The sequence below is a fragment of the Streptomyces sp. NBC_00249 genome, assembly GCF_026342355.1.
GTDB lineage: Bacteria > Actinomycetota > Actinomycetes > Streptomycetales > Streptomycetaceae > Streptomyces.
In genome coordinates this window covers 447,043-472,275 of the sequence record NZ_JAPEMV010000008.1, presented here as the reverse complement: position 1 = coordinate 472,275, position 25,233 = coordinate 447,043, and the positions used below count along the sequence as shown (strand labels likewise).

Below are 25,233 nucleotides of genomic sequence, written 5' to 3'. Positions count from 1 at the left end.
GGCCTCACTTCGGTGCGTATCGCTTCCGGCGCGGGGGCGGATCGCGCCCCACGTCAGGAGAGAGCTCCCTTGTGCCCGGGTATGACGCGACTTCCGGCACCGATTTCAAGGTTGGCCGGATTCTTTCGGCTGACCGAAACCAATCGGTTGGAGTGCGGGTTCGTGGGTCGAATGGGTGACCTTTCGTGCGTGGTGTCGTTGGTCGGATGACAGCACTGGCCGCAGGGGAGGTGGGCGTTGAGCCGCAAGGTGTCGCCGGCCGTGGGTCAGGCCGCTCGGACTGCTTGTGCTCGTGGTCTGTTGCGGACGGGTGTGGACGAGGAGACAGGTGAGCTGCTGGCGGTCTCCGTGCTGGCGGAGCGGGTCGGCTGGGCGGCCGGTCTGGTGGCTGCCATGGTCGCCGAGCTGCTGGCCGACCGCTGGAACGCCCCCGATGTGGATGCGCTGGCCTCTGGGGAGGACGGCGGGGGCAGGAAGCTGCCGTCCAACGCGTGGATGGCTCTGCGTCGTCTGGGCTGGCGCGTCTCACCGCCCGAAGGCATCCGCGTCAACGACCGGATCGTCCGCATGGCGCAGGAGCAGGCCGGACGCTTGCTGCGGTCGGCGAAGTGGCGCGCCGACCTGACCTCCGGGGTGCTCGTGGCCTGGCCTGCCGATCCCGGCGAGCGCACGCCCAGGGAGTGGGACCGGGTGCGTGCGGCGGTGCCGGGCGGGCAGCACCTTGCGTCCGGCGTCATCAACTCCCGCACCCGGCAGATCGCCGCATTCGCCAAGAAGCACGACCGGATGCCCGCCGATCTGTTCGAGATGGAGGCCGCACCCGGAGCGGCGCGGTTGCTGTCGCTGTCGGCGTGTGACGGGCAGCAGGCCACCATCGAACGTCACGAGACCGAGTCGGACCGTGCGCTGCTGCGCTTGCAGCTCCCCACCCGGGCCGACCCACGGTCGTACAAGGACTGGACGTGGGTGTCCTGCCCCATCTCCCTGCCACCCACAATCCCGGCGGGTGCAGTGCTGCACCTGCCCACCCTGCGCCCGCAACAGGGCTGCGTCCGCGCCGATCTCGCCTACACCTACCTGGCGCCCAGAACGGCCCGCAGCGGACACACGGTCGCGCTCGGTGTGGACTGGGGCCTGAACACCCTGCTGTCCGCCGGGTCCGCCCGGTTGAACGAGGACGGGCGGATCACCGCACTCGGGGCCGGGGGGACATTCCGGTCGGCCGGGGTTCTCGCCAAGCAGCACCGGCTGCGACGGCAGGGCGAGTACTTGCATGCCAAGGCCAGCCGCTACCAGCGGCTCACCACCGGAGACGAACAGCATGCCCTGGCTGCCAAGCACGCCGTTCTGAGCGATGAGATCGGTTACGTTTCCGAGCGCCGCGCGAACCTCAATGACGCACTGGCCTGGGCCGCTGCCCGCTGGGCAGTGGATCAGGCCACCGCCGCAGGTGCGAGTGTCATCTATGTCGAGGACCTCCGCTCCATGGAAGCCCGTGGCATGGGCCGCACCATGAACACCCGTCTCTCCCAGCAGGTACGCGGGCAGATCGTGGAGCGGATGCGGCACGTGGGCGCGGAGACGGGTATCGCCGTGGTCACCGTTCCGGCACGCAACACATCCAAGCACTGCCCCCGGTGCCTCACCCCGGTGCGCCACCGCAAAGCCCCCGACCGGCCCACCGTCCCCGGCTGGAAGTGGGCCGTCTGCCCGAATCCCGACTGCTCCTGGCGCGGCGACCGCGACCAGGGCGCCTGGCAGCGCATCGCATCCCGCGGCCTCACCCACCAGACCAAGACCGTCATCGACCGGACCACCGGCGTCATGGCCATCCGCACGGTCGTGGACAAGCTCGAAGCGAGCGCGGTCATCACACCAACCGCGCCGAAGACCAGCCGCGAGGACCGGTCCAAGACCGGCTCGACTCGGCGACGTACAGCACGCCCCGCGCCCAGGCGACGCAGGGCACCCTCCCCCACCAGCCCCATGGGTCCGGCGGGCAAGCGTCCGGAGGGACACGCTCACACGGACCGGACCCGGCTGCCACGCGCAGCCCACCGGCACCAGGACGTGACGACGATCAGCACACCCACCAGCCGACACCGGCCACGAGGAGCGGCACTGGGCGCGGGCTTCCACCTGCATGCCCACGCCACACCTCCACGGTGGGGCATCCCACCGCCGGACACCACGTCCGACATGGGATCACCGAGCTGATTCGAGACGCTTGGAATCTCCCGTTACCGGACCTGCCGGGAGGGGGTTCTTGGCTATGGTCCTCCCCTTGGGTCCTCCCCTGACAAGCCTCAAGCCACGATCGGAGTTGGGGACATTGACGGCCTCCCCTGGTGACGGCGAGCACGCTGCCCGCGAGGGCTACTACCCCGATCCGTCCATCCCCGGGTACGTCCGGTACTGGAACGGCGCCTCCTGGGTCCCGGGTACGAGCCGCCCCGCCGCGCCCGCCGACGAGACGGGGCCGGTGTTCCTGGACCAGACCTCCGTGACCGAGGCGCTGCCCGAACCGGAACCGGAACCCGAACCCGAGCCCCGGTACGTCCCGGAGGCGGGGGGCTGGCAGGCCGACCCCGCGCACCAGGCCGGCTTCGGCGGCCCCCGCGACGTCCGGGTGTCGTGGGGCGACCCGGACGTCGCCGCGGCCGAGGCCCGCCCGTCGGGGATCTCCCTGGCCCGGACCGCCGCCGCGGCCGCAGCACCCGCCGCCGCACCGGCCGCACCCGCGGCGCCCGCAGCGCCCGCGGTGCCCGCGGTGCCTCCCGCTCCCGCCGTGCCCGCCGCCCGGCGGCTCCCGGCGCGGGCCCCGGCCGCCCCGGCGGAGAGCGTCGGGATCCTGTCGGCCCGGCCGCCCGCCTGGCCCGACGCCGCAGGGGGGAGCGGTGGCAGCGGTTCCGGGCTGACCTCGTCCTGGCCGGAGGCCGCCCCGGCCGCCTCGGCGGTCCCGGCGCCCGCCCCCGCCCCCGCCCGGTCCTCCGCCCCGGCTCCCGCGCCCGCCCCGGCCCGCTCCTTCGCCCCGGCGGCCGTCGCCGCCCCGACCCGCCCCGCCGTCCCGGAGCCCGCGTCCGAAGCGGCCGCCGACGCGCTGTGGAGCCCCGCGCCCGTCCCCGCCCGGCCGGTGGCCCCCGCCCCCGCCGCCGCCGGACCGGCGGACGACCCCGCCCCGGAACCGGCGCAGCCGCGCGGCACCCGCGCCGAGGCCACCCGCGCCGTCTTCGAACGGATGGCGGAGCGGGCCGTCCGCCCCGCCGGCCTGGGCCGCCGGCTGCTGGCCCGGGCCCTGGACTCCCTCGTCCTGGCCGGGGTCGCCGTCGCCGCCGCGCTGCCCCTCGTACCCGGGGTGACGGCCCACGTGGAGGCCAAGGTGGACGCGGCCCGGGGGAGCGGGCGGACCACCACCGTCTGGCTCCTCGACGCGACCACCGCCGGGTCCCTGGGCCTCGTACTCGGCGCCGTCCTGCTCTTCGGGGTGTTCTACGAGGCGCTGCCCACCGCCCGCTGGGGCCGCACCCCGGGCAAGAAGATCCTCGGGATCCGCGTCCTGGCCGCCGCCACGATGCGCCCGCCGTCCTTCGGCGCCGCCCTGCGCCGCTGGCTGGTGTACGCCTTCCTCGGCCTGCCCGGCAGCCTCTGGTGCCTCGTGGACCGCCCGCGCCGCAGGGCCTGGCACGACCGGGCCGCGGGGACCTACGTGGCCCGCTGACGGCCACTCAGGGCTCCCGGAGAACGCTCCGTACCCCGAACGGACGCCGTCCCGTTGCGAGGGGTGCGGGCCCGGGTTCGACTCGGGCCATGAGTACCGACCAGCCGCCGGGCCAGCCGCCCGAGGACGACCCGTTCCTCAAGAAGCCCCAGGAACCGACGCCTCCGTCGGGCGGTTCGCCGTACGGCTCGCCGCCGCCCCCCAGCGGCGGCGGCTATCCGCCGCCCCCGCCCCCCGGTGGTGGCGGCTACCCCCCGCCCCCGCCTCCGCCCCCGGGTGGCGGCGGCTATCCTCCGCCTCCGCCCCCGTACGGCGGCGGCGGTGACCCGTACGGCGGGGGAGGCGGCTACGGCATGCCCGATCCGCTCGCCGGGATGCCCCCGCTCGCCGACTTCGGCCAGCGGCTCGCCGCCCGCGCCATCGACGCGCTGATCGTGTTCATCCCTGTCGCGATCCTGAGTGGGCTGGCCGGCAACTGGCACGCGGTCTTTGAGAGCGACAGTGCCGAAGAGGCTTCCGACATCACCCGTGCGTGGGCCGAGAACCGCACTCTGTGGGCGGTCCTGATCGCGATCGTGTTTTTCATCGCCTACGACTGGTTCTTCACCAGGAGGGGTGGTCAGACCCTCGGCAAGAAGATGTTCCACCTGCGCGTGGCGATGCTCAACGACGGGAGCGTGCCGACCTCCGGAGCCGCGTTGGGCCGCGCCGCCACGCTCTGGGTACCCAACTTGTTCTGCTGCTGCTGGAGCTTCGTCCCCTGGTCGATCGTGCTGATCATCTCGATCCTCGTGGACAAGCCGTACAAGCAGGGCCTGCACGACAAGGTGGCCAAGACCGTGGTGGTCAAGGCGACCTGATCCCGCGTACGCGTCCACGTGCGGGCGGCCTCCCCTCGGGAGACCGCCCGCACCGGCGTTCCAGGACCCCGGCCGGACGGCCTAGTGGTGCACGGGGTGCTCGGCGGCGGACGTGCGGGGCTCGGGCACCCTGGCCTCCTCGGCACCCGATTCCGCACCCGCACCCGCACCCGCACCCGCACCCGCACCCGCCGCCGGCGCGGCGGACCGGCCCGCGCGGCGGGCGGCGTGCTTGCCGCGGCGGCGCGGGGCGGGCACGGTGAGGGCGACCAGCAGCCCGAGGGCGAGCGCGGCGGCGGAGATGACGGCGACGCCGAGCCCGGTGCTCGTCTGCGAGAGCAGCAGCATGGCGATCGTCGACACGATGACGGTGGCGGAGCCGTAGGCGAGCTGTGCGGCGGTCGGACGCGGCATGTCGGTTTCCGTCCTCAAGGCGGGGAGGGGGAGTCGGCTCAACCGATCGCGCGTCAAGTGACTCTTCTACGGGGGATTCCCGGGCGCGGCGGGCAGTAAGCGTGACCTCACCCACGGTGCCGGTGCACGGGGGGCGCACAGGGTCACGTCATGGCCTTCGCCGGGCCCGCCGTCCGTCCAACGACACGGACTCTTCGCCCCGGATGGACCCGTAAGGCGACGGAACGTCCGAATAGCGGAACTCGCTGACCGCATAGTGCAGTTGTAAGGAACAAGTCAAGGTCTGTCTTTTCTTTAGACTCTCCGGTCAAATGTCGTCACTTGAGACGCGCGCCGCGCGGAACCCCCCGCTCCTATGGAGACGTTCCGTCCTTCGTCGCGGCCGCGGGAGGGGAACGACATCAAGTGACCAGCAACTCCGTCAAGCGGCGTGCCGTGCGCGCCGCCGCGATCGCCGTGACCATGGGTGCCTGCGCCGTCAGCGCCACCTTCTTCAGCGTCACCGCGGCCCAGGCAGAGGACAGGGGCCCCACGGCCCCCGCTTCCGACCGGCAGGACCCGACCGCTCCTGCCAAGGTCGTCGAGCACGACCTCAAGGGCCCGTTCAGCGAGCAGCAGGCCAAGCAGAAGAAGGCCGCCCTGGAGCAGGTGCTCCAGGGCAAGAAGGACGTCGAGCAGCGCGGCGCCTCGAAGGTCGTCAAGCTCGACGACAAGAAGTACGTCGAGCTCGGCCGCGAGAAGACCGACAAGATCTTCACGATCCTCGTCGAGTTCGGCGACCAGGTCGACAACACGACCATGTTCGACCCGGACGGCCCCGAGGGCCCCAAGCCCGCGGCCCCGAAGTACGGCGGCACCGCCGGCCCGCTGCACAACACGATCGCGCAGCCCGACCGCGCGACGAACAACAGCACCGCCTGGCGCAAGGACTTCAGCCGCGACTACTTCCAGGACCTGTACTTCGGTACCGGCCAGGGCAAGGACTCGCTGAAGACCTACTACGAGAAGACCTCCTCGGGCCGCTACTCGGTCGAGGGCGAGGTCGCCGACTGGGTCAAGGTCCCGTACAACGAGGGCCGCTACGGCTCGAACTGGTGCGGCCAGACCAACTGCTCCAACGTGTGGGACACCGTCAAGGACGGCGTCACCGCGTGGACGGAGGCCCAGAAGAAGGCCGGCAAGACCGACGCCCAGATCAAGGCTCAGCTGGCGCAGTACGACCAGTGGGACCGCAACGACTTCGACGGCGACGGCAACTTCAACGAGCCCGACGGCTACATCGACCACTTCCAGATCGTCCACGCGGGCGAGGACGAGTCGGCCGGCGGCGGCGTGCAGGGCACCAGCGCCCTGTGGGCGCACCGCTGGTACGCCTACGGCACCGACGTCGGCAAGACCGGCCCGGCGCAGAACAAGGCCGGCGGCACCCAGATCGGCGACACCGGCATCTGGGTCGGCGACTACACGATGCAGCCGGAGAACGGCGGCCTCGGCGTCTTCGCGCACGAGTACGGCCACGACCTCGGTCTGCCGGACCTCTACGACACCTCCGGCGGCGGCGAGAACTCGGTCGGCTTCTGGTCCCTGATGTCGGCCGGCTCCTGGCTCGGCAACGGCAAGGACTCCATAGGCGACCTCCCGGGCGACATGACCGCCTGGGACAAGCTCCAGCTGGGCTGGCTGAACTACGACAAGGCCAAGGCCGCGACGAAGTCCACCCACAAGCTGGGCGTCTCGGAGTACAACACCAAGGACAAGCAGGCGCTGGTCGTCGAGCTGCCCAAGAAGAAGGTCACCACCGAGATCGTCGCTCCCGCCGAGGGCTCCTCGCAGTGGTGGAGCAACATGGGTGACGACCTCAAGAACACCCTCACCCGCACCGTCGACCTGACGGGCAAGCAGTCCGCCGCGCTGTCCCTCAAGGGCTGGTGGGACATCGAGGCCGACTACGACTACCTCTACACCGAGGTGTCCACGGACGGCGGCGCCACCTGGACCGCCCTCGCCGGCACCGCCGACGGTGCGGCCATCCCGGCCGACGCCTCCGGCAGCCCGTCGCTGACCGGTGTCTCCGGCGCCTGGAAGTCCCTGAACTTCCCGCTCGACGCCTACGCGGGCAAGAAGGTCGACCTCCGCTTCCGCTACCAGACGGACGGCGGCGCGGGCGGCAAGGGCTTCACCGCCGACGCCCTCAACATCACCGCGGACGGTGCCACCGTCTTCACCGACGGCGCCGAGAACGGCGACAACGGCTGGACCGGCAAGGGCTTCTCCCGCCAGGGCGCCGGTTTCACCAAGGAGTACGCCCAGTACTACCTGGCCGAGAACCGCCGTTACGTCTCGTACGACAAGACCCTCAAGGTCGGCCCGTACAACTTCGGCTTCGCCAACACCAAGCCGGGCTGGGTGGAGCACTACCCGTACCAGGACGGTCTGCTGATCTGGCTCTGGGACACCTCCCAGAAGGACAACAACACCAGCCAGCACCCCGGTTCGGGTCTGATCCTGCCGATCGACGCGAACGCCAAGCCGATGAAGTGGTCGGACGGCACCCTGCTGCGCAACAAGATCCAGCCGTACGACGCCCCGTTCAGCGCGTACTCGACGGACGCCTTCACCCTCCACAAGAACGGTGAGGCGCTCTTCCTGAAGCCGAAGCCCGCCCAGCTGGTCTTCGACGACCACAAGGGCAAGTACTACTACGACGAGAACCCGACCGGCTCGGTGAAGGTCACTGACACCAACACCAAGATCAAGATCGCCAAGGAGACCTACGACGGTCTCGAAATGACGGTCGAGGTCGGCCCCGCCACCAAGTAATTCGGTAAAGCCGCAGGTCAAAGCATGATCGGCCGTCGCCCTCTAGCGGGCGGCGGCCGATCGCGTTTAGATGCGGGTGCGAGTTTTCTTATTGACGGGGGAGCTGAAGATCATGCCAGGTGGAGGATTCGTCAGATTGCCGGGCGGCAGCGTGGTGGTCGCGCTCACGCTGCCGAGGCCGTCCGGTGAGGGCGGAAATGTCCGCGTGCTGGTGCACGCCGCGAACCGGGCCCGCGCCCTGACCAGGCTGCGGAACCTCGGCATGCGCGCCGTCTACCTGCGGGGCAACGCCCAGCCCCCCACCCCGGACGAGGTCACCGCCGTCCTCCACCACCCCGACGGCCTCCTGTGGCGCTGCGCCCCGGACCGGGCGACGGAGCTCTGGCACCCGATCCGCGCCCTCCTGCGGCCCGGGACGGCGGTCTAGGCCCTAGGACGCCCCAGGGCCGCCCTGGAGGGCCTCGCCGCCGACCAGGGTCACCCCGGCGGCGCGGAGGTCCTCCAGGGCCCTGACGGTGGTGCCCGGGGCCACGGCGGCCGTCAGGTCCAGCAGGACGCGGGTGGTGAAACCGGCGCGGGCCGAGTCGAGGGCGGTGGCCTTGACGCAGTGGTCGGTGGCGATGCCGACCACGTCCACCTCGGTGACGTGCCGCTCGCGCAGCCAGGCGGCCAGCTCGGCGCCGTTCTCGTCGGCGCCCTCGAACCCGCTGTACGCGGCCTCGTACGCGCCCTTGTCGAAGACGGCGGCGACGGCGCCGGAGGCCACGGCGGGGGCGAAGTTCGGGTGGAAGCCCACGCCCTCGGTCCCGGCGACGCAGTGCACCGGCCAGGACGTCTCGTAGTCCGGCACGGCCGGGGGGCGGGCGAAGTGCGCACCGGGGTCGATGTGGTGGTCGCGGGTGGCGACGACGTGCCGGTAGCCGGCCGTGGCCTGGCCGATCAGCTCGGTGATCGCGGCGGCGACGTCGGCTCCGCCGGTGACCGCGAGGCTGCCGCCCTCGCAGAAGTCGTTCTGTACGTCGACGACGATCAGTGCGCGGTGCATGTGACGTGCCCTTCGGTTGGATGGTGAGCAGGGCCCTGCGGGGGCTCTTCCCCCACCCCGCCCCTTCCCGAAACTGGGGCTCCGCCCCGGACCCCGCGCCTCGAACGCCGGCGGGGCTGAGGGCCGGCCCCGCCGGCTACTGGTACTCGGTCGGGAGTACGGCCTCGCCGCGGGAGAGCTGCGTCGCCGAGAGGGGGAGCGCGGCGCGGGCCGCGCGGTGGCGGTCGCGGGCGGCTTCCAGGGGCTCGCGGGCCACCACCTCGCCCCCCTTCACCAGCTGGACCAGCAGCTGCGCGTCGGCCAGCGCCGCCGGCACCGGTCCGGTCCCGACGACCTCCGCCTCCGCGATGCCCTCCGCGTCCCGCCGCCGCGCCGCCCACTTGCGGCCGCCGATGGACGTCTTGCCGCCCGAGGACTTCTTCGCCACCGGTGCCAGCGCCGCCTTCGGGTCGGCGGAGGTGGCCCGGGCGACCAGCTTGTAGACCATCGAGCACGTCGGGTGCCCGCTGCCCGTCACCAGCTGCGTCCCGACCCCGTACGCGTCCACCGGCGCTGCCGCCAGCGAGGCGATGGCGTACTCGTCGAGGTCGGAGGTGACCACGATCCGGGTGTCCCGGGCTCCCAGCTCGTCCAGCTGCTGCCGCACCCGGTGGGCCACCAGCAGCAGGTCGCCGGAGTCGATCCGGACCGCTCCCAGGTCGGTGCCGGCCACCTCGACGGCGGTGCGCACCGCCTCGGCCACGTCGTACGTGTCCACCAGCAGGGTGGTGCCCCGGCCGAGCGAGGCCACCTGCGCGGTGAACGCGTCGCGCTCGCTGTCGTGCACCAGGGTGAAGGCGTGCGCGCTGGTGCCGACGGTGGGGATGCCGTACCGGAAGCCGGCAGCGAGGTCCGAGGTGGAGGTGAAGCCGCCCACGTACGCGGCCCGCGAAGCCGCCACGGCCGCGAGTTCGTGGGTGCGCCGGGCGCCCATCTCGATCAGCGGGCGCCCGCCGGCCGCGGAGGCCATCCGGGAGGCGGCGGCCGCGATGGCCGAGTCGTGGTTGAGGATCGACAGGATCACGGTCTCCAGCAGCACGCACTCCGCGAAGCTGCCCTCGACCCGCAGGATCGGCGATCCGGGGAAGTAGACCTCCCCTTCCGGGTATCCCCAGATGTCGCCCGAGAAGCGGTAGGAGGCCAGCCAGTCCAGCGTCCGCATGTCGACGACGGCCCGTTCCCGCAGGAACTCCAGCACCGCTCCGTCGAAACGGAAGTTCTCCACCGCGTCGAGCACGCGGCCGGTCCCCGCCACCACTCCGTAGCGCCGGCCCTCGGGCAGCCGCCGGGTGAAGACCTCGAAGACCGAGCGCCGGTCGGCGGTGCCGTTGGCCAGGGCGGCCTGCAGCATCGTGAGCTCGTAATGGTCCGTGAAGAGCGCTGTCGACGGCACGTCCACCGGCAGGCCCAGGTCCGCAGGGTTCATGACACGGATGCTAGCGCACATCTCGTCAAAGTGACGAGATGTAGGGGCCCGTTTGTGCGACCGGCCCGTCCCAGTGGCAGCATGGGACAAGTGAGTGTTGCTCCCATTGAGATCGAACGCACCGAATCGGCCGAAGAGACCTTCGCGGTCCCCGAACCCGACGTCCCGTGGGTGACCCTGGTGCACAACGACCCGGTCAACCTCATGAGCTACGTGACGTACGTGTTCCAGGCGTACTTCGGGTACCCCAAGGACAAGGCCACCAAGCTGATGATGGACGTCCACCACAAGGGCCGGGCGGTCGTCTCGAGCGGCACCCGCGAGGAGATGGAACGGGACGTGCAGGCGATGCACGGCTACGGCCTGTGGGCGACCCTTTCGCAGGACCGCAACTGATGGGCGGCGTGTTGTTCGAACCCCTGAAGGGCGGCGGCGCCGCCGTCGCCCTCGACGAGATCGAGATCTCGATCCTGCGTTCCCTGGCCGTCCAGCTGCTGGAGCTGATCGGTCCCGGCGAGCCCGAGCCCGCCGAGGACGCCGACCCGCTGGCCGTGCTCTTCGCCTCCGACGGGCCCACCGAGCCGCCGTCCGACCCGGCGCTGGCCCGGCTCTTCCCCGACGCCTACGGAGGCCCCGGCGCGGGGCCGAAGGAGGACCCGGAGGAGCTGCGGGCGCGCTCGTCGGAGTTCCGCCGCTTCACCGAGAACGACCTGCGCACCCGCAAGCGGGAGGACGCGCTGGCCGTCGTCCGCAGCCTCGACGGGCTCGACCCGGCCGGCGAGGGCGCGGCGCTGCTGGAGCTGACCGGCGAGCTGCCGCTGCGCTGGCTCGGCGCCCTCAACGACCTGCGCCTGACGATCGCGGCCCGCCTCGACATCACCGAGGACGACGAGAGCTCGGTGCTGTTCCGGCTCCCGGACGACGACCCGCGCAAGCCGATGGTGATGGCGTACCTGTGGCTCGGCGGACTCCAGGAGACCCTCATCGAGACCCTCTGACCCCACTTCGTTCGCGCTCCGTTCGCTCAGCGGACGCTCAAATCCGGATAACGATCAGATCACCGCCATGCGGTGATCTGATCCATCTCGGGGCACCTTGCCCCGATTTTTTTATGCCACAGGCCACATTTTCACCCTCAACTCACCCGTAAGCACGTGATAAATCTTCACGACCGCCGACGGGGCGCCACCCATGTCCCCCCGGCTCGCTTGAACCGGCTGACCGCCGGCGTGCAACTCCATCCGTATCCGGGGGGATCGAGGACCCGATCCGCAGCCAATGAAGGCGCGGGTCGGCGTGGAGAAAGGCGCACCAGACATGACCTCTGTGCAGGTCGAGCAGCACGACAAGACGCCCGGTGAGGGCGCGCAGGGCGAGGGCGAGGGCTACCACCGCGCACTCGGCGCCCGCCAGATCCAGATGATCGCGATCGGCGGAGCCATCGGCACCGGCCTGTTCCTGGGCGCCGGCAAGGCGATCTCCAAGGCCGGCCCGAGCCTGATCCTGGCCTACGCCATCGCGGGCCTGGTCATCTTCTTCATCATGCGGGCCCTGGGCGAGCTGCTCATGTACCGCCCCGTGTCCGGTTCCTTCTCGGACTACGCCCGCGAGTTCCTGGGCCCGTTCTGGGGATACGCGACCGGCTGGACGTACTGGCTGTTCTGGGTGGTCACCGGCATCACCGAGGTCACCGCGGCCGCCAAGTACATGTCGTACTGGACCCACGACAGCTTCCCGCAGTGGGCGTACGCGCTGATCTTCACGGTCATCCTCTACACCGCGAACCTGATCTCCGTGAAGCTCTTCGGTGAGCTGGAGTTCTGGTTCTCCATGGTCAAGGTCACCGCCATCGTCGGCATGATCCTGATCTGCGCCGGCATCCTCACCATCGGCTTCTCCGACGCCGCCGACACCGCCTCCGTCTCCAACCTCTGGAACGACCGCGGCTTCTTCCCCAACGGCATCGGCGAGACGCTGATGACCCTGCAGATCGTGATGTTCGCCTTCCTCGCGGTCGAGCTGGTCGGCGTCACCGCCGGCGAGTCCAAGGACCCCGAGAAGACCCTGCCCAAGGCCATCAACACCGTGCCGTGGCGCATCGCCGTCTTCTACGTCGGCGCACTCATCATGATCATGTCGGTCATCCCGTGGTCCAACTTCAAGGCGGGCGAGAGCCCCTTCGTGCTGGCCTTCGAGAAGATGGGCCTCGGCGTCGGCGCCGCGATCGTCAACTTCGTCGTCCTGACCGCCGCCCTGTCCTCCTGCAACTCGGGCATGTACTCCACCGGCCGCATGCTGCGCGACCTCGCGCTCAACGGCCAGGGCCCGAAGTTCTTCACCAAGCTCACGAAGAACGGCACCCCGCTCGTCGGCACCACCTTCTCCGCCGCGCTGATGCTGGTGGGCGTCTGGATCAACTACGTCGCCCCGGGCAAGGCCTTCGACTACGTCGTCTCCTTCGCCACCATCTCCGGCATGTGGGCCTGGATCATGATCCTGGTCTGCCAGATCCGCTACCGCGCCAAGGCCGACCGCGGCGAGCTGCCGCAGTCCGCGTTCCGCGCCCCCGGCGCCCCGTGGACCAGCTGGTTCGCCCTGCTCTTCATCGGCATGGTCATCGTGATGATGGGCGTCGACAAGGACTCGCGCGTCTCGCTGTACTGCGCCCCGCTGTGGGGCCTGATCCTCGGCGTCTCCTACCTGGTCCTCAAGGCCCGCAACCCGGCCGGAGCGGCCTTCAACAAGGCCGGCAAGACCCCGGAGCCCTCGCAGCAGGCGTAGCCCCTGCCCGCTCCGGAACCGTGGGTCCCGGCCGCCTGCCACGGCCGGGAAGCACGCCCTCCCGGGCCCCGTGTCCACCATTCGGGCCCTCCCGTACCAGTCCTCGGTACGGGAGGGCCCGTCTGCTTATCCTGTCGCTCATGCTGACCCTCACCCAGGCCCTGTACGACCAGATCGTCGAGCACGCCCGCAAGGACCACCCGGACGAGGCGTGCGGGGTCGTGGCCGGCCCGGCGGGCACCGGCCGACCCGAGCGGTTCATCCCGATGCTCAACGCGGCCCGCTCGCCCACGTTCTACGAGTTCGACTCGAAGGATCTGCTGAAGCTCTACCGCGAGATGGACGACCGGGACGAGGAGCCCGTGATCGTCTACCACTCGCACACCGCGACCGAGGCCTACCCCTCGCGCACGGACCTCACGTACGCGAACGAGCCCGGCGCGCACTACGTGCTGGTCTCCACGGCCGACACCGACGGCCTCGGCGAGTTCCAGTTCCGCTCCTACCGGATCGTCGACGGCGTGATCACGGAGGAAGAAGTGCAGGTCGTGGCCGCCTACTGACCACGATGTGAGCGGTAACCGTCCACCATGCGGGATCACACTCCAAACGGGGGACCGGGAATCGTTAACATGACCGCATGGTTTCCCACGACGTGAGCATCGAGACGCCCGGCAGGCTGCTGCTGGTGGCGCGGCTGCACGTCGACCTGTGCCGCCTCGCCAGCGCCATCTGTCCCGCCGCCTGAGCACCACGGCCCTCCCGCGCGGGGGCCGCACGACCGCGCGCGCATCCTTCTCCCCGCTTCTCAGCCCTTCACGACACTGGAGCCCGCCATGGCCATCGAGGTCCGCATCCCGACCATCCTCCGCACCTACACCGACGGCGAGAAGGCCGTGAACGGCGAGGGCGCGACGCTCTCCGACCTGTTCGCGGACCTGGAGACCCGCCACAAGGGCATCCAGGAGCGCATCGTCGACGCCGGCCAGCTGCGCCGCTTCGTGAACGTCTACCTCAACGACGAGGACGTCCGCTTCCTCGACGGCATCTCCACCGCCCTCAAGGACGGCGACAGCGTCACCATCCTCCCGGCCGTGGCCGGCGGCTCGAAGTAATGCGCTACGACTCCCCGCTCGCGGCGGTCGGCAACACCCCGCTGGTCCGCCTGCCGCGACTGTCGCCCTCGGCGGACGTCCGCATCTGGGCCAAGCTGGAGGACCGCAACCCGACCGGCTCGATCAAGGACCGCCCCGCGCTCCACATGGTCGAGCAGGCGGAGAAGGACGGCCGCCTGTACCCCGGCTGCACCATCCTGGAACCCACCTCCGGCAACACGGGCATCTCGCTCGCGATGGCCGCGAAGCTCAAGGGCTACAAGATCGTGTGCGTGATGCCGGAGAACACCTCGCAGGAGCGGCGCGACCTTCTCGCGATGTGGGGAGCCGAGATCGTCTCGTCGCCGACGGCGGGCGGCTCGAACACCGCGGTCCGGGTGGCCAAGGAACTGGCGGCGGAACACCCGGACTGGGTGATGCTCTACCAGTACGGCAACCCGGACAACGCGGGCGCCCACTACGCCACGACCGGCCCGGAGATCCTCACGGACCTCCCCTCCATCACCCACTTCGTGGCGGGCCTCGGCACCACGGGCACCCTGATGGGCGTCGGCCGCTACCTGCGCGAGCACGTCCCGGGCGTGAAGATCGTCGCGGCGGAACCCCGCTACGACGACCTCGTCTACGGCCTGCGCAACCTCGACGAGGGCTTCGTCCCCGAGCTGTACGACGCCTCGGTCCTCACGACCCGCTTCTCGGTGGGCTCCGCGGACGCGGTGACCCGCACGCGGGACCTGCTCCGCGAGGAGGGCATCTTCGCGGGCGTCTCCACCGGCGCGGCGCTGCACGCGGCGATCGGGGTGGGCCGCAAGGCGGTGGCCGCCGGCGAGACGGCCGACATCGTCTTCGTCGTGGCCGACGGCGGCTGGAAGTACCTGTCGACGGGCGTCTACACGGCGGCGACGACGGAAGAAGCCATCGAAGTCCTCCAGGGCCAACTCTGGGCCTAGCCCCACCCCGCGCAGCCGGCGTGGTTGTGCGGGCGCGGGTGGTTTGCCGGGGGCCAGCCCCCGGACCCCCGCTCCTCAATCGCCGGAGGGGCTGGATTGTGCCGGGGTCGGTGGGTACCTCCAGCCTCGCCGGCGCTTGAGGCGCGGGCGCGGAGCGCCGTGTGGTGAGGCGCGCCCGGGCGTAGAGCCCACACCCCACCCACCCAGCCTCGCCGGCGTGTGAGGCGGGAACGGTGGAAGGGCGGGTAGGGGACCCCGCTCCGCGCAGCGGCAACGGTCCGCAGACGACAGACGGGCCCGGCCACCCGAACCGGCCCCGCCCGGCCACCGCCGGCCGGAGGCCGGCGCAGCGTCAAAAGGGCTGGCCCAGGAGCTCCGCCAGGACGGCGGCGTGGCTCGTGCCCGGCTCGCGGACCGCGGTCAGGAGGGTGACCGGCCCCACCGCGGCCATGCCGCGCAGGCGGGCCAGTTCCGCCACCGCGTCCGGCTCCGCCAGCTCCGCTTCGTACCGCCGCCGGAACTCCTCCGGGGAGCCGCCGCCGTGGAACCACTTCCGCAGCTCCGTCGACGGGGCGAGCGCCCGCGGCCAGTCGTCGACCGCCGCCGCCTCCTTCGACAGCCCCCGCGGCCACAGCCGGTCCACGAGGACCCGTACCCCGTCGGCCTGCGGATCCGCGGCCTCGTACACCCTCCGGAGCCGGATCACCGTGCTCACCCCGCTCCGCCTCCCCCGGCGAGCCCCTCGACCTCGTCCCACACGGTCGGGTCCAGCAGCCCCACCCGTCGGCGGAACTCCCACAGCGACACCTCCTGCGGCCGGTCCGCCTCCAGGAAGGCGCCCCGGCCGTGCGCGCCGACGGCCACCGCGCCCGGCGGCAGCGGGATCACCCCGGGCCGCCGGTCGTCGTACTTCCCGGTGATCCACGCGACCCGCGCCTCCTCCCGGTGGACCCGTACGGCCAGTACCAGGCAGGGCCGGCCGTCCGCCAGGCACCACAGCTCACCGGCCCGTACGCGCGGCGCCGGACCCGGCGCGTGGGGCGGCGCCACCGTCCGTACGGCCTGCCGCGAGAGCCGCGGGATCAGCACCACCACCGCCACGGCGACCGCCGCCAGCGCGGCGGGCCACCAGGAGGTGTCCATATTCCGACCGTAGCCGCGCGGGGCGCCCCCGGCGCGGCAACGTCTGTACCCTTCGTCGCTCCCCTGGGTGACAGCGCAGGTGATTCCCCCCACAACGGCCTGCCGCGGAGGAGCGACCTGAGGTTTCGCGCCTTACGCTCGACCCACGCACGGCCCGCATTCCGTCCACGGACCGTCCACGGAGGTTCACGCTCCATGAAGCTCACCGTCGTCGGCTGTTCGGGGTCGTTCCCGTCCGCGGATTCGGCATGTTCGAGCTATCTCGTCGAGGCCGACGGCTTCCGGCTGCTCCTCGACATGGGCAACGGCTCCCTCGGCGCCCTCCAGCGCCACTGCGGTCTCTACGACCTCGACGCCATCTTCCTGAGCCATCTGCACGCCGACCACTGCATCGACATGTGCGCGTACTTCGTCGCCCGCTACTACCGGCACGAGGGCGGCCGCTGCGGAACCATCCCCGTCTACGGCCCCGAGGGCACCGAGCAGCGCCTGACCACGGCCTACGAGGACGTCCCCGACGAGCGTTCGATGAGCGAGGTCTTCGACTTCCGCACCCTGAAGCCGGGCAGCTTCGAGATCGGCCCGTTCACGGTCCGCACCGAGAAGGTCAACCACCCGGTGGAGTCGTACGGCATCCGCGTCGAGCACGGCGGCCGCTCGCTGGTGTACTCCGGGGACACCGGAGTCTCCCCGGAGCTGGGCGCGCTCGCGCAGGGCGCGGACCTCTTCCTGTGCGAGGCCTCCTTCACGCACGGCAAGGAGAGCGTCCCGGACGTCCACCTCAACGGCCGTGAGGCCGGCGAGTACGCGCGCGGCGGCCGGGTCGGACGGCTCGTGCTGACGCACATCCCGCCGTGGACGGATCCCGCGCAGAACCTCGCGGACGCCCGCGCGGTCTACGACGGCCAGGTCGACCTCGCGTACGCGGGCGCGGTCTACGAGGTCTGACCCCCCCCGACCCCCGACGCGGTCACGACGAAGCCCCCGCCCTCCCTGTCCGGGAGAGCGGGGGCTTCGTCGTGGCGGAAGGGCCCGGGGCTACTTGGCCTCGGCCTTCTGGAGCTCGGCGAGCTCCTCGTCGGACTCGCGGCCCGGCGTCGGCAGGTTCCACTTGGTGATGGCGAAGCGGAAGACGAAGTAGTAGACCGCCGCGAAGCAGAGGCCGATGCCGGCCAGGCCCCACGGGTTGTTCGCGATGCCGAGGTTCAGCAGGAAGTCGACCGCGCCGGCGGAGAAGCCGAAGCCGTCGCGCATGCCCAGCGCCCAGGTGAGGGCCAGGGACACACCGGTGAGGACCGCGTGGATCGCGTAGAGCACCGGGGCGATGAACATGAAGGTGAACTCGATGGGCTCGGTCACGCCGGTGACGAAGGCGGTGGCCGCGAGGGAGAACATCATGCCGCCGACGACCTTGCGGCGCTCGGGGCGGGCGCAGTGGACGATCGCGAGGCAGGCAGCCGGGAGGGCGAACATCATGATCGGGAAGAAGCCGGTCATGAACTGTCCGGCGGTCGGGTCACCGGCGAGGAAGCGGCCGATGTCGCCGTGCACGGCGCCGTTCGCGGTGTCGAAGGAGCCGGCCTGGAACCACGGGAAGGAGTTCAGCAGGTGGTGCATGCCGATCGGGATGAGCGCACGGTTGGCGACACCGAAGATGCCCGCGCCGACCGAACCGGAGCCGACCAGCCACTCACCGAAGTTGTGCAGACCCGTACCGAGGACCGGCCAGATGAAGCCGAAGACGATGCCGGCGACGAGACCCGCGAGGGCGGAGAGGATCGGGACGAGGCGGCGGCCGCCGAAGAAGCCCGCCCAGTCCGGCAGCTTGGTCCGGTAGAACTTCTGGTAGAGCAGGGCGGTGATGATGCCCATCACGACGCCGCCGAGGACACCGGCGTTGACCGGGGCGTCCACGTTGACGATCTTGCCGCCGACGACCTTGGCCACCTTCGGCAGGTTCGAGTCGGTGAAGGTGGCGAGCACCTTCTGGAAGACCAGGTAACCGGTGACGGCGGCCAGCGCGGTGGAGCCGTCCGACTTCTTGGCGAAGCCGATCGCGATGCCGACGGCGAACAGCAGCGCCATGTTGTCGAGGATCGCGCCACCGCCGGCGGCCATGTAACCGGCGATCTTGAGGATGAACGTCGGGAAGACGTCCTTGTCACCGAGCATGTCGTCCGCGCCCAGGCGGAGCAGCAGAGCGCCGGCCGGCAGCACGGCAACGGGGAGCATGAGGCTCCGGCCGATGCGCTGCATGACGGCCATCACGCCAGCGCCCTTCTTCTTTTCCGCAGCGGTCGCTGTGGACATGTGGTTCCTCCAGTGGGCAAGGCGCCGCCCAGGGGCACAGAAGGGGGAGGCGACGTCTCAGAAAGGGGGACCGTGCGGACCGGATTCAGCCACACGTGGTCTACACCAATGGGTGGTGTAGACCAGTTGTAACACGGTCGGGGTTAGATAAGGAACCTTCGATTTCCTGTGGCCTGCGCCACACTCCGCGGAAATCGGTCCGCTATCCGGAAGGGCGGGCTTCCGGACATGGCGAAGGCCCCCGGATCCTGGGATCCGAGGGCCTCACGCGGCGGACCGAAGGGCCCGACGGGCTCTACCGGGCCTTCATAACGGGTTGGCTACGCCTTGGTGTTCTCCGCCTCCATCGCCGCGATCTCCTCGTCCGACTCCCGCCCCGGGGTCGGGATGTCGAACTTCGTGATCGCGAAGCGGAAGACCGCGTAGTAGACGACGGCGAAGGCCAGCCCGATCGGGACGATCAGCCCGGGCTTGGTCGCCAGCCCCCAGTTGATGACGTAGTCGATCAGGCCCGCGGAGAAGCTGAAGCCGTCGTGCACCCCCAGCGCCCAGGTCACCGCCATCGACACACCCGTCAGCACCGCGTGGATGACGTAGAGGAGGGGAGCGACGAAGAGGAAGGAGTACTCCAGCGGCTCGGTGATGCCCGTGACGAAGGAGGTCAGGCCCACCGACAGCATCAGGCCGCCGACCTCCTTGCGCCGCTGCGGCTTCGCGCAGTGCGCGATCGCCAGCGCCGCCGCCGGGAGGGCGAACATCATGATGGGGAAGAAACCGGACAGGAACTGCCCGGCACCCGGGTCGCCCGCCAGGAACATGTTGATGTCACCGTGCACCGTCTGCCCGTCCGGCTTGGTGTAGCTGCCGAACTGGAACCACACCGGCACGTTCAGGAACTGGTGCAGGCCGATCACCAGCAGCGCGCGGTTGGCGACGCCGAAGATGCCGGAACCCCAGGAGCCCAGCCCCACCAGCCAGTCGGAGAAGCTCTCCAGCGCGGCACCGACCGGGGGCCAGATCCACAGGCAGAGCGCGGCGAAGGCGATCGCGACGAAGGACATGATGATCGGGACGAGCCGGCGGCCGTTGAAGAAGCCCAGCCAGTCCACCAGCTTCACCCGGTGGTAGCGCTGCCAGAACCAGGCCGCCAGCAGCCCCATCACGATGCCGCCGAAGACCCCCGGGTTCTGGTACGTGAACCCGGCGAAGGTGTCGTTCGGTCCCAGGCAGCCCCCGCCGATGTTCCGGGTGCCCACCGGGCAGTCCTTCGGGAAGGCGTGCAGCACCCCCCGGTAGACGAGGAAGCCGGCGACCGCCGCCAAGGCCGTGGAGCCGTCCGCCTTCTTGGCCATGCCGATCGCGACGCCGATGCAGAACAGGAGGGGCAGGCCGAGGTCGGGGTCGAGCAGGGCCCCGCCCGCGCCCGCCATCACCTTGGCCACACCGGTCCAGTTCAGGCCCTCCGCCCCGAACACGTCCGGCTGGCCGAGGCGGTTGAGGATGCCCGCCGCGGGCAGCACCGCGATCGGCAGCTGGAGACTGCGCCCCATCTTCTGCAGCCCTTGGAACAAGCCGTTCCACCACTTCTGCTGCGGCACCGCCGCGGCGCTGCTCGCGCTCATCGAGTCCTCCCTGAACCGGCCCGTTTTGGCAGTGGCGACACTTGCGGCACACTGGTGTAGACCAGTTGTGGGCGTGGTGCTGCTGATGGTCATCATTCGGCAGCTACCTGGCTCGTGCTCGCGTAGATAGGCCAACCGTGAGTTACCGTGACAAAGCGGTCGCAGCTGGTTACGGCCGCCGAGACTCGTTCTTCGAATCACTCAGGGAGACACACATGGCCACCAAGGCTGAGAAGATCGTCGCCGGGCTCGGCGGTATCGAGAACATCGAAGAGGTCGAGGGCTGCATCACCCGCCTGCGCACCGAGGTCATCGACCCGAGCAAGGTCGACGAAGTCGCACTGAAGGCCGCCGGCGCCCACGGCGTCGTCAAGATGGGCACCGCGATCCAGGTCGTCATCGGCACCGACGCCGACCCGATCGCCGCCGACATCGAAGACATGATGTGAGCCGCACCCTCTGAAACCCCCTCCGAAGACCCCGCACCGGACGCACCCGGACGGGGTCTTCGCCGTTCCCCACAGGGACTAGGCTCGCAACCATGTCTCGCATCGACGGCCGTACGCCCGAACAGCTCCGCCCGGTCACCATCGAACGCGGATGGAGCAAGCACGCCGAGGGCTCCGTCCTCATCTCCTTCGGAGACACCAAGGTCTTCTGCACCGCCTCCTTCACCGAAGGCGTCCCGCGCTGGCGCAAGGGCAGCGGCGAAGGCTGGGTCACCTCCGAGTACTCGATGCTGCCCCGCTCCACCAACACCCGCGGCGACCGCGAATCCGTCCGCGGCAAGATCGGCGGCCGCACCCACGAGATCTCCCGCCTCATCGGCCGCTCGCTGCGCGCCGTCATCGACTACAAGGCCCTCGGCGAGAACACCATCGTCCTGGACTGCGACGTCCTCCAGGCCGACGGCGGCACCCGCACCGCCGCCATCACCGGCGCCTACGTCGCGCTCGCCGACGCCGTCGCCTGGGGCCAGAAGAAGAAGCTGATCAAGGCCGGCCGCAAGCCGCTCACCGGCACCGTCGCCGCCGTCAGCGTCGGCATCGTCGACGGCGAACCCCTCCTCGACCTCTGCTACGAGGAGGACGTGCGCGCCGAGACCGACATGAACGTCGTCTGCACCGGCGACGGCCGCTTCGTCGAGGTCCAGGGCACCGCCGAAGGCGAGCCCTTCGACCGCAAGGAACTCAACGCCCTCCTCGACCTCGCCGCCGGCGGCTGCGCCGACCTGGAAGCCCTCCAGCTCGGCGCGCTGGACCTCCAGGTCCCGTAGCCCCGTAGTCCGGTAGCAACCGCGGCGCGCGCGTCAGCGTCTACGCCGGTACGGGCGCACGGTGTCAAAGCCGTGCGCCCGTCCACGCATCCGAAGCCCTGGGGGACCCGAATGAAGCCGCAGAAGCCGAAGCTCCGCATAGCCGCCGTCGCACTGACGGCCGTCCTCGCCGTCCCCGCCCTCGCCTCCTGCGACGCGATCTCCACCGCGATGGACTGCGCCAACACGGCCGTCGCCGTCGCCAACAGCGTCGACCAGCTCCAGCAGGCCGTCTCCCAGGCCGGGAACAGCATCCAGGACACCCAGAACGCCCTCACCCAGGTCGAGACCAACCTCAAGCAGATCAAGGACTCGACCGGCAACGCCGACCTCTCCAAGGCCGTCGACTCGATGACCACGGCCATCAAGAACGTCCGCACCGCGGTCGAGAAGGGCGACGCCACCCCCGACGTCCAGCCCGTCGCCGACGCCGCCAAGGAGATCTCCAAGGTCTGCACCCCGGGCTGACCCGGCCCGCGCGGCGTAAATAATGGCCCCATGACCTCCACGCACCCCCGCCGCCTGATCCTCGCCACCCGCAACCAGGGCAAGGTCACCGAACTCCACGCGATCCTGTCCGCCGCCGGCCTCCCCTTCGAGCTGGTCGGCGCGGACGCGTACCCCGAGGTCCCCGACGTGAAGGAAACCGGGGTCACCTTCGCCGAGAACGCCCTGCTCAAGGCCCACGCCCTGGCCCGGGCCACCGGCCTGCCGGCCGTCGCCGACGACTCCGGGCTCTGCGTGGACGTCCTGGGCGGCGCTCCCGGCATCTTCTCCGCCCGCTGGGCCGGCACCCACGGCGACGACAAGGCCAACCTGGACCTCCTCCTGGCCCAGCTCGGCGACATCTCCGACGAGCACCGCGGCGCCCACTTCTTCTGCGCGGCCGCCCTCGCCCTCCCGGACGGCACCGAACGCGTCGTCGAGGGCCGCCTCCTGGGCACCCTGCGCCACACCCCGGCAGGCACCGGCGGCTTCGGCTACGACCCGATCCTCGAACCCCTCGGCGAAGCCCGCACCTGCGCGGAACTCACGGCGGCGGAAAAGAACGCCATCTCCCACCGAGGCCAGGCCTTCCGCGCCCTGATCCCGGCGGTCCGGGAGCTGTTGGGCTGACCCCTGGTACAGCGAAGGCCCCGTACGCGACTGCGTACGGGGCCTTCGGCCTGAGTGCGGTCGGGGGGACTCGAACCCCCACGGGTGTTACCCCACTGGGACCTAAACCCAGCGCGTATCGCCTATTTCGCCACGACCGCGATATATTGCTCAATTCGGACATTCGGTCCGCCTGGGCTGCGCATCAGTCTACGGGGGCAGTGGTCGAGGAGGCGACAGGATTGGGGCTGCGCCTACGGCACCACGTGTCCGTCAGGGAGTGGCAGTTGGGGCAGGCGTAGCGGAGGTTTTCGGGGCGGTTGTCCAGCCAGTCTCCGCTGATGTGGTCGATCTGGAGGGTGATCGGTCGGCCGAGCCATTCGCCGGGGTTCCCGCACATGACGCAGTCGTACGGGCGGTCGATCTCCTGTAGAGCCCGATGCAGTCGAGCCCGGTTCGTGCGGGGCGATCCCTCAGGGAGGACGACGAGCGTGCTCGGCGTGGTGGGCTTCGGCTGGTGGGGGGTCGCCCTGCTCCAGGGGCGCCGTGTGAAGGAGTACTTGCGCCAGGGGCTCTGCTGCTTGAAGTGACTGGTGTCGAGTCCGTGTGCGGCGACCTTCTGCTGGAGCACCCGTCGCTGACCGCCGCCCCCCATCTTCCGGTCGCGTGTGCGGCCCTCGTACGGAGTAACGGGTCGGTAGTCGGGTGGTTACGGGAAATTTCAGCTGATAAACGGAATCGCCCGCACCGATTTGTTCGGTACGGGCGATTCGTGAAAAGAGGGGAGCGTTAGATGCCCAGGTCCTTGATGATCTTGGCTACGTGGCCCGTGGCCTTGACGTTGTAGAAGGCGTGCTCGACCTTGCCCTGTTCGTCGACGACCACCGTGGAGCGGATGACCCCGGTGACCGTCTTGCCGTAGAGCTTCTTCTCGCCGAACGCGCCGTACGCCACCAGGGTCTCCTTCTCCGGGTCGCCGACGAGGGTGACCTTCAGGTGTTCCTTCTCGCGGAACTTCGCCAGCTTCTCCGGCTTGTCCGGGGAGACGCCGATGACGTCGTAGCCGGCTTCGGTGAGGAGGGAGAGGTTGTCGGTGAAGTCGCAGGCCTGCTTGGTGCAGCCCGGCGTGAGCGCGGCCGGGTAGAAGTACACGATGACCTTGCGGCCCTTGTGGTCGGCCAGCGAGACCTCGTTGCCGTCCGCGTCGGGCAGGGTGAAGGCGGGGGCGGTGTCGCCCGGCTGCAGTCGCTCGCTCATCGGTGGGTCTCCTCGGGAGGGGAACGGTATGTCACGAGACTAAGCTGACAGACTGTTCATGACGGACCTTGTCCGCAGACGACCATCGACGACGGAGGCAGCGCGGTGCCGGAAGCCAGGACCCCCGCACAGATCGAGGCGGACATCGTCCGCCGCCGCGAGCAGCTCGCCGAGACGCTCGACGAGATCGGTGTGCGGATGCACCCGAAGACGATCATCGGGGACGCGAAGGCCCGGGTCACCTCGGCCGTCGATCACACGGCCGGACGGGCCGTCGTGGCCGTCAACCGCCTCGTGACCGACGTGAAGGACGGCTTGTGCCACGAGGACGGCGCCCCGCGCGTGGAGCGGATCGTGCCGGTGGCGCTGTTCGCGGCCGGCGTGCTCGGGCTGCTCGTGCTGTCGGTCCGCCGCAAGCGGTGACGGCCGTGACGACCCTCCGGCGTACGCGGCGCGCGGGGGCGGGTAGGTTCGGGGCGTGAGCGAGAACACCACCACCCACGACAAGCTGCCCATCCGCATGCTGCACGACCGCGTGCTCGTGAAGTCCGACAACCCCGAGGGCGAGCGGCGCTCCGGCGGCGGCATCCTCATTCCGGCGACGGCCGCGGTCGGCAAGCGGCTGGCCTGGGCCGAGGTGGTCGCGGTCGGGCAGAACGTACGGAGCGTGGAGCCGGGCGACCGCGTGCTGTACGACCCCGAGGACCGGGCCGAGGTCGAGGTGCGCGGGGCGACGTACGTGCTGATGCGCGAGCGGGACCTGCACGCCGTGGCGGCGGAGCGGCTGGAGGGGTCCAAGGACTCCACCGGGCTCTACCTGTAGACGTAGCGAGTGGCGAAGGGCCGGTGACCGGGGTCACCGGCCCTTTCGCGTGGGCTTTGCTACGGTGGTGGGGAACCCCCGACGAGACGCGCCGTACCGGGTTGCAGGACGCAAAGACGACGCACTCCCGTTTTCCGTCTCGTCCCGGAGGTGCCTGTCATGGCCTGGGTTCTGCTTCTCGTCGCCGGTCTGCTCGAGGTCGGCTGGTCGATCGGTATGAAGTTCACCGAGGGGTTCACCCGGCTCTGGCCGTCCGTCTTCACCGGCGCCGGCATCGTCGCCAGCATGGTGCTGCTGTCCTATGCGGCCAAGACCCTGCCCATCGGTACGGCGTACGGGGTCTGGGTGGGTATCGGGGCGGCCGGTGCGGCCGTGCTCGGGATGGCGGTGCTCGGCGAGCCGGTCACCGCCGCCCGGATCTTCTTCATCTGTCTGCTGCTGGTGGCCGTGGTCGGGCTGAAGGCCACCTCCGGTCACTGACGCCCGGCCGGGCGGCCGGG

General features: G+C 70.5%; 29 protein-coding genes, 1 tRNA gene and 1 riboswitch. Of the genes, 20 read left to right on the top strand and 10 right to left on the bottom strand.

Going from position 1 to position 25,233, the window contains the following annotated elements; genetic code table 11:
• Positions 1-312: 312 nt before the first annotated feature.
• The 3 genes from OOK31_RS31890 to OOK31_RS31880 all read left to right on the top strand — a co-directional run bounded on the left by OOK31_RS31890 (position 313) and on the right by OOK31_RS31880 (position 4,578).
• Positions 313-2,217 (top strand): zinc ribbon domain-containing protein, encoded by a 1,905-nt coding sequence (locus OOK31_RS31890; protein WP_267090843.1) that lies wholly within the window; start codon positions 313-315, stop codon positions 2,215-2,217.
• Between the two features lie 115 nt (positions 2,218-2,332).
• Positions 2,333-3,718 (top strand): RDD family protein, encoded by a 1,386-nt coding sequence (locus OOK31_RS31885; RefSeq protein WP_267090842.1) that lies wholly within the window; start codon positions 2,333-2,335, stop codon positions 3,716-3,718.
• 353 nt (positions 3,719-4,071) lie between these two features.
• The gene (locus tag OOK31_RS31880) at positions 4,072-4,578 is read left to right on the top strand and encodes an RDD family protein (protein ID WP_323188274.1); all 507 of its coding nucleotides are present in this window, start codon (positions 4,072-4,074) and stop codon (positions 4,576-4,578) included.
• 81 nt (positions 4,579-4,659) lie between these two features.
• On the opposite strand, the gene OOK31_RS31875 is transcribed toward OOK31_RS31880, so the two are convergent.
• Positions 4,660-4,992, bottom strand: coding sequence for a hypothetical protein (locus OOK31_RS31875; RefSeq protein WP_267090840.1), 333 nt, complete (start codon positions 4,990-4,992; stop codon positions 4,660-4,662).
• Positions 4,993-5,454: 462 nt separating this feature from the next.
• On the opposite strand from OOK31_RS31875, the gene OOK31_RS31870 reads away from it, so the two are divergent.
• Positions 5,455-7,812: an immune inhibitor A domain-containing protein gene (locus OOK31_RS31870; protein ID WP_267090880.1), complete on the top strand. Its 2,358-nt coding sequence runs from the start codon at positions 5,455-5,457 to the stop codon at positions 7,810-7,812.
• 112 nt (positions 7,813-7,924) lie between these two features.
• Entirely contained in the window at positions 7,925-8,239 is a 315-nt protein-coding gene (locus OOK31_RS31865; RefSeq protein WP_267090839.1) for a hypothetical protein, read from the top strand.
• A gap of 3 nt (positions 8,240-8,242) precedes the next feature.
• Here OOK31_RS31865 and OOK31_RS31860 read toward each other — a convergent pair whose 3' ends face one another.
• On the bottom strand, positions 8,243-8,857 hold the full coding sequence (locus OOK31_RS31860) for an isochorismatase family protein (RefSeq protein ID WP_267090838.1): 615 nt from the start codon (positions 8,855-8,857) through the stop codon (positions 8,243-8,245).
• A 136-nt stretch (positions 8,858-8,993) separates the two neighbouring features.
• The gene (locus OOK31_RS31855; protein ID WP_267090837.1) at positions 8,994-10,322 is read right to left on the bottom strand and encodes a nicotinate phosphoribosyltransferase; all 1,329 of its coding nucleotides are present in this window, start codon (positions 10,320-10,322) and stop codon (positions 8,994-8,996) included.
• Between the two features lie 81 nt (positions 10,323-10,403).
• Between OOK31_RS31855 and clpS the strand changes: the two genes are divergently transcribed.
• The 7 genes from clpS (at position 10,404) to OOK31_RS31825 (ending at position 15,168) form a co-directional block, all read left to right on the top strand.
• Complete coding sequence (gene clpS / locus OOK31_RS31850) at positions 10,404-10,718, top strand: ATP-dependent Clp protease adapter ClpS (protein ID WP_267090836.1); 315 nt, start codon at positions 10,404-10,406, stop codon at positions 10,716-10,718.
• Positions 10,718-11,320, top strand: a complete 603-nt coding sequence (locus OOK31_RS31845; protein ID WP_267090835.1) for a DUF2017 domain-containing protein — start codon at positions 10,718-10,720, stop codon at positions 11,318-11,320. Before clpS ends, OOK31_RS31845 begins: the two co-directional genes overlap by 1 nt.
• A gap of 319 nt (positions 11,321-11,639) precedes the next feature.
• Positions 11,640-13,103 (top strand): amino acid permease, encoded by a 1,464-nt coding sequence (locus OOK31_RS31840; RefSeq protein WP_267090834.1) that lies wholly within the window; start codon positions 11,640-11,642, stop codon positions 13,101-13,103.
• A 140-nt stretch (positions 13,104-13,243) separates the two neighbouring features.
• Positions 13,244-13,666, top strand: coding sequence for a M67 family metallopeptidase (locus OOK31_RS31835; RefSeq protein ID WP_267090833.1), 423 nt, complete (start codon positions 13,244-13,246; stop codon positions 13,664-13,666).
• A 77-nt stretch (positions 13,667-13,743) separates the two neighbouring features.
• Positions 13,744-13,851, top strand: coding sequence for a putative leader peptide (locus OOK31_RS39470; RefSeq protein WP_311736929.1), 108 nt, complete (start codon positions 13,744-13,746; stop codon positions 13,849-13,851).
• Between the two features lie 88 nt (positions 13,852-13,939).
• A complete protein-coding gene (locus OOK31_RS31830; RefSeq protein WP_267090832.1) occupies positions 13,940-14,218 on the top strand; it encodes a MoaD/ThiS family protein in 279 nt (92 codons plus the stop codon).
• Positions 14,218-15,168 (top strand): PLP-dependent cysteine synthase family protein, encoded by a 951-nt coding sequence (locus tag OOK31_RS31825; RefSeq protein WP_267090831.1) that lies wholly within the window; start codon positions 14,218-14,220, stop codon positions 15,166-15,168. The genes OOK31_RS31830 and OOK31_RS31825 overlap by 1 nt, the downstream gene beginning before the upstream one ends.
• A gap of 352 nt (positions 15,169-15,520) precedes the next feature.
• Here OOK31_RS31825 and OOK31_RS31820 read toward each other — a convergent pair whose 3' ends face one another.
• Both OOK31_RS31820 and OOK31_RS31815 read right to left on the bottom strand, forming a co-directional pair.
• Entirely contained in the window at positions 15,521-15,874 is a 354-nt protein-coding gene (locus OOK31_RS31820; protein ID WP_267090879.1) for a DUF488 domain-containing protein, read from the bottom strand.
• Positions 15,875-15,879: 5 nt separating this feature from the next.
• Complete coding sequence (locus OOK31_RS31815) at positions 15,880-16,311, bottom strand: hypothetical protein (protein ID WP_267090830.1); 432 nt, start codon at positions 16,309-16,311, stop codon at positions 15,880-15,882.
• A 195-nt stretch (positions 16,312-16,506) separates the two neighbouring features.
• Here OOK31_RS31815 and OOK31_RS31810 point away from each other — a divergent pair, with 195 nt between their 5' ends.
• A complete protein-coding gene (locus OOK31_RS31810; RefSeq protein ID WP_267090829.1) occupies positions 16,507-17,259 on the top strand; it encodes an MBL fold metallo-hydrolase in 753 nt (250 codons plus the stop codon).
• Positions 17,260-17,349: 90 nt separating this feature from the next.
• Here OOK31_RS31810 and OOK31_RS31805 read toward each other — a convergent pair whose 3' ends face one another.
• Both OOK31_RS31805 and OOK31_RS31800 read right to left on the bottom strand, forming a co-directional pair.
• On the bottom strand, positions 17,350-18,621 hold the full coding sequence (locus OOK31_RS31805; protein ID WP_267090828.1) for a PTS transporter subunit EIIC: 1,272 nt from the start codon (positions 18,619-18,621) through the stop codon (positions 17,350-17,352).
• 320 nt (positions 18,622-18,941) lie between these two features.
• Positions 18,942-20,243, bottom strand: coding sequence for a PTS transporter subunit EIIC (locus tag OOK31_RS31800; RefSeq protein WP_267090827.1), 1,302 nt, complete (start codon positions 20,241-20,243; stop codon positions 18,942-18,944).
• Positions 20,244-20,380: 137 nt separating this feature from the next.
• Here OOK31_RS31800 and OOK31_RS31795 point away from each other — a divergent pair, with 137 nt between their 5' ends.
• From OOK31_RS31795 to rdgB, 4 genes are all read left to right on the top strand, one after another.
• On the top strand, positions 20,381-20,692 hold the full coding sequence (locus tag OOK31_RS31795) for a PTS glucose/sucrose transporter subunit IIB (protein WP_267090826.1): 312 nt from the start codon (positions 20,381-20,383) through the stop codon (positions 20,690-20,692).
• Between the two features lie 92 nt (positions 20,693-20,784).
• Positions 20,785-21,519 carry a ribonuclease PH gene (rph, locus tag OOK31_RS31790; RefSeq protein WP_267090825.1) on the top strand — a complete coding sequence of 245 codons (735 nt, stop codon included), beginning with the start codon at positions 20,785-20,787 and terminating at the stop codon, positions 21,517-21,519.
• 111 nt (positions 21,520-21,630) lie between these two features.
• The gene (locus OOK31_RS31785; RefSeq protein ID WP_267090824.1) at positions 21,631-22,026 is read left to right on the top strand and encodes a hypothetical protein; all 396 of its coding nucleotides are present in this window, start codon (positions 21,631-21,633) and stop codon (positions 22,024-22,026) included.
• Between the two features lie 30 nt (positions 22,027-22,056).
• Positions 22,057-22,674, top strand: a complete 618-nt coding sequence (gene rdgB, locus OOK31_RS31780; RefSeq protein WP_267090823.1) for an RdgB/HAM1 family non-canonical purine NTP pyrophosphatase — start codon at positions 22,057-22,059, stop codon at positions 22,672-22,674.
• 55 nt (positions 22,675-22,729) lie between these two features.
• On the opposite strand, the gene OOK31_RS31775 is transcribed toward rdgB, so the two are convergent.
• The 3 genes from OOK31_RS31775 to bcp all read right to left on the bottom strand — a co-directional run bounded on the left by OOK31_RS31775 (position 22,730) and on the right by bcp (position 23,910).
• A tRNA-Leu gene (locus OOK31_RS31775) sits at positions 22,730-22,814 on the bottom strand.
• Positions 22,815-22,858: 44 nt separating this feature from the next.
• On the bottom strand, positions 22,859-23,284 hold the full coding sequence (locus OOK31_RS31770) for an HNH endonuclease signature motif containing protein (protein ID WP_267090822.1): 426 nt from the start codon (positions 23,282-23,284) through the stop codon (positions 22,859-22,861).
• 158 nt (positions 23,285-23,442) lie between these two features.
• Positions 23,443-23,910, bottom strand: a complete 468-nt coding sequence (gene bcp, locus OOK31_RS31765; RefSeq protein ID WP_267090821.1) for a thioredoxin-dependent thiol peroxidase — start codon at positions 23,908-23,910, stop codon at positions 23,443-23,445.
• Between the two features lie 105 nt (positions 23,911-24,015).
• Between bcp and OOK31_RS31760 the strand changes: the two genes are divergently transcribed.
• From OOK31_RS31760 to OOK31_RS31750, 3 genes are all read left to right on the top strand, one after another.
• Entirely contained in the window at positions 24,016-24,333 is a 318-nt protein-coding gene (locus tag OOK31_RS31760; protein WP_267090820.1) for a DUF3618 domain-containing protein, read from the top strand.
• A 55-nt stretch (positions 24,334-24,388) separates the two neighbouring features.
• Positions 24,389-24,733 carry a co-chaperone GroES gene (locus OOK31_RS31755; RefSeq protein WP_267090819.1) on the top strand — a complete coding sequence of 115 codons (345 nt, stop codon included), beginning with the start codon at positions 24,389-24,391 and terminating at the stop codon, positions 24,731-24,733.
• 53 nt (positions 24,734-24,786) lie between these two features.
• Positions 24,787-24,859: riboswitch (guanidine-III (ykkC-III) riboswitch) on the top strand.
• A gap of 33 nt (positions 24,860-24,892) precedes the next feature.
• Positions 24,893-25,213 carry a multidrug efflux SMR transporter gene (locus OOK31_RS31750; protein WP_030158619.1) on the top strand — a complete coding sequence of 107 codons (321 nt, stop codon included), beginning with the start codon at positions 24,893-24,895 and terminating at the stop codon, positions 25,211-25,213.
• Positions 25,214-25,233 lie beyond the last annotated feature (20 nt).

Bases quoted from the DNA above. Each gene is read 5' to 3' on its own strand.
- OOK31_RS31845 (WP_267090835.1), top strand. From the start codon at position 10,718: ATGGGCGGCGTGTTGTTCGAACCCCTGAAGGGCGGCGGCGCCGCCGTC.
- OOK31_RS31815 (WP_267090830.1), bottom strand. From the start codon at position 16,311: ATGGACACCTCCTGGTGGCCCGCCGCGCTGGCGGCGGTCGCCGTGGCG.
- OOK31_RS31865 (WP_267090839.1), top strand. From the start codon at position 7,925: ATGCCAGGTGGAGGATTCGTCAGATTGCCGGGCGGCAGCGTGGTGGTC.
- OOK31_RS31835 (WP_267090833.1), top strand. From the start codon at position 13,244: ATGCTGACCCTCACCCAGGCCCTGTACGACCAGATCGTCGAGCACGCC.
- OOK31_RS31870 (WP_267090880.1), top strand. From the start codon at position 5,455: ATGGGTGCCTGCGCCGTCAGCGCCACCTTCTTCAGCGTCACCGCGGCC.
- OOK31_RS31785 (WP_267090824.1), top strand. From the start codon at position 21,631: ATGAAGCCGCAGAAGCCGAAGCTCCGCATAGCCGCCGTCGCACTGACG.
- OOK31_RS31805 (WP_267090828.1), bottom strand. From the start codon at position 18,621: ATGTCCACAGCGACCGCTGCGGAAAAGAAGAAGGGCGCTGGCGTGATG.
- bcp (WP_267090821.1), bottom strand. From the start codon at position 23,910: ATGAGCGAGCGACTGCAGCCGGGCGACACCGCCCCCGCCTTCACCCTG.
- OOK31_RS31860 (WP_267090838.1), bottom strand. From the start codon at position 8,857: ATGCACCGCGCACTGATCGTCGTCGACGTACAGAACGACTTCTGCGAG.
- OOK31_RS31855 (WP_267090837.1), bottom strand. From the start codon at position 10,322: ATGAACCCTGCGGACCTGGGCCTGCCGGTGGACGTGCCGTCGACAGCG.
- OOK31_RS31830 (WP_267090832.1), top strand. From the start codon at position 13,940: ATGGCCATCGAGGTCCGCATCCCGACCATCCTCCGCACCTACACCGAC.
- OOK31_RS31810 (WP_267090829.1), top strand. From the start codon at position 16,507: ATGAAGCTCACCGTCGTCGGCTGTTCGGGGTCGTTCCCGTCCGCGGAT.
- OOK31_RS31875 (WP_267090840.1), bottom strand. From the start codon at position 4,992: ATGCCGCGTCCGACCGCCGCACAGCTCGCCTACGGCTCCGCCACCGTC.
- rph (WP_267090825.1), top strand. From the start codon at position 20,785: ATGTCTCGCATCGACGGCCGTACGCCCGAACAGCTCCGCCCGGTCACC.
- OOK31_RS31825 (WP_267090831.1), top strand. From the start codon at position 14,218: ATGCGCTACGACTCCCCGCTCGCGGCGGTCGGCAACACCCCGCTGGTC.
- OOK31_RS31800 (WP_267090827.1), bottom strand. From the start codon at position 20,243: ATGAGCGCGAGCAGCGCCGCGGCGGTGCCGCAGCAGAAGTGGTGGAAC.
- OOK31_RS39470 (WP_311736929.1), top strand. From the start codon at position 13,744: ATGGTTTCCCACGACGTGAGCATCGAGACGCCCGGCAGGCTGCTGCTG.
- OOK31_RS31750 (WP_030158619.1), top strand. From the start codon at position 24,893: ATGGCCTGGGTTCTGCTTCTCGTCGCCGGTCTGCTCGAGGTCGGCTGG.
- OOK31_RS31880 (WP_323188274.1), top strand. From the start codon at position 4,072: ATGCCCGATCCGCTCGCCGGGATGCCCCCGCTCGCCGACTTCGGCCAG.
- OOK31_RS31840 (WP_267090834.1), top strand. From the start codon at position 11,640: ATGACCTCTGTGCAGGTCGAGCAGCACGACAAGACGCCCGGTGAGGGC.
- clpS (WP_267090836.1), top strand. From the start codon at position 10,404: ATGGGACAAGTGAGTGTTGCTCCCATTGAGATCGAACGCACCGAATCG.
- rdgB (WP_267090823.1), top strand. From the start codon at position 22,057: ATGACCTCCACGCACCCCCGCCGCCTGATCCTCGCCACCCGCAACCAG.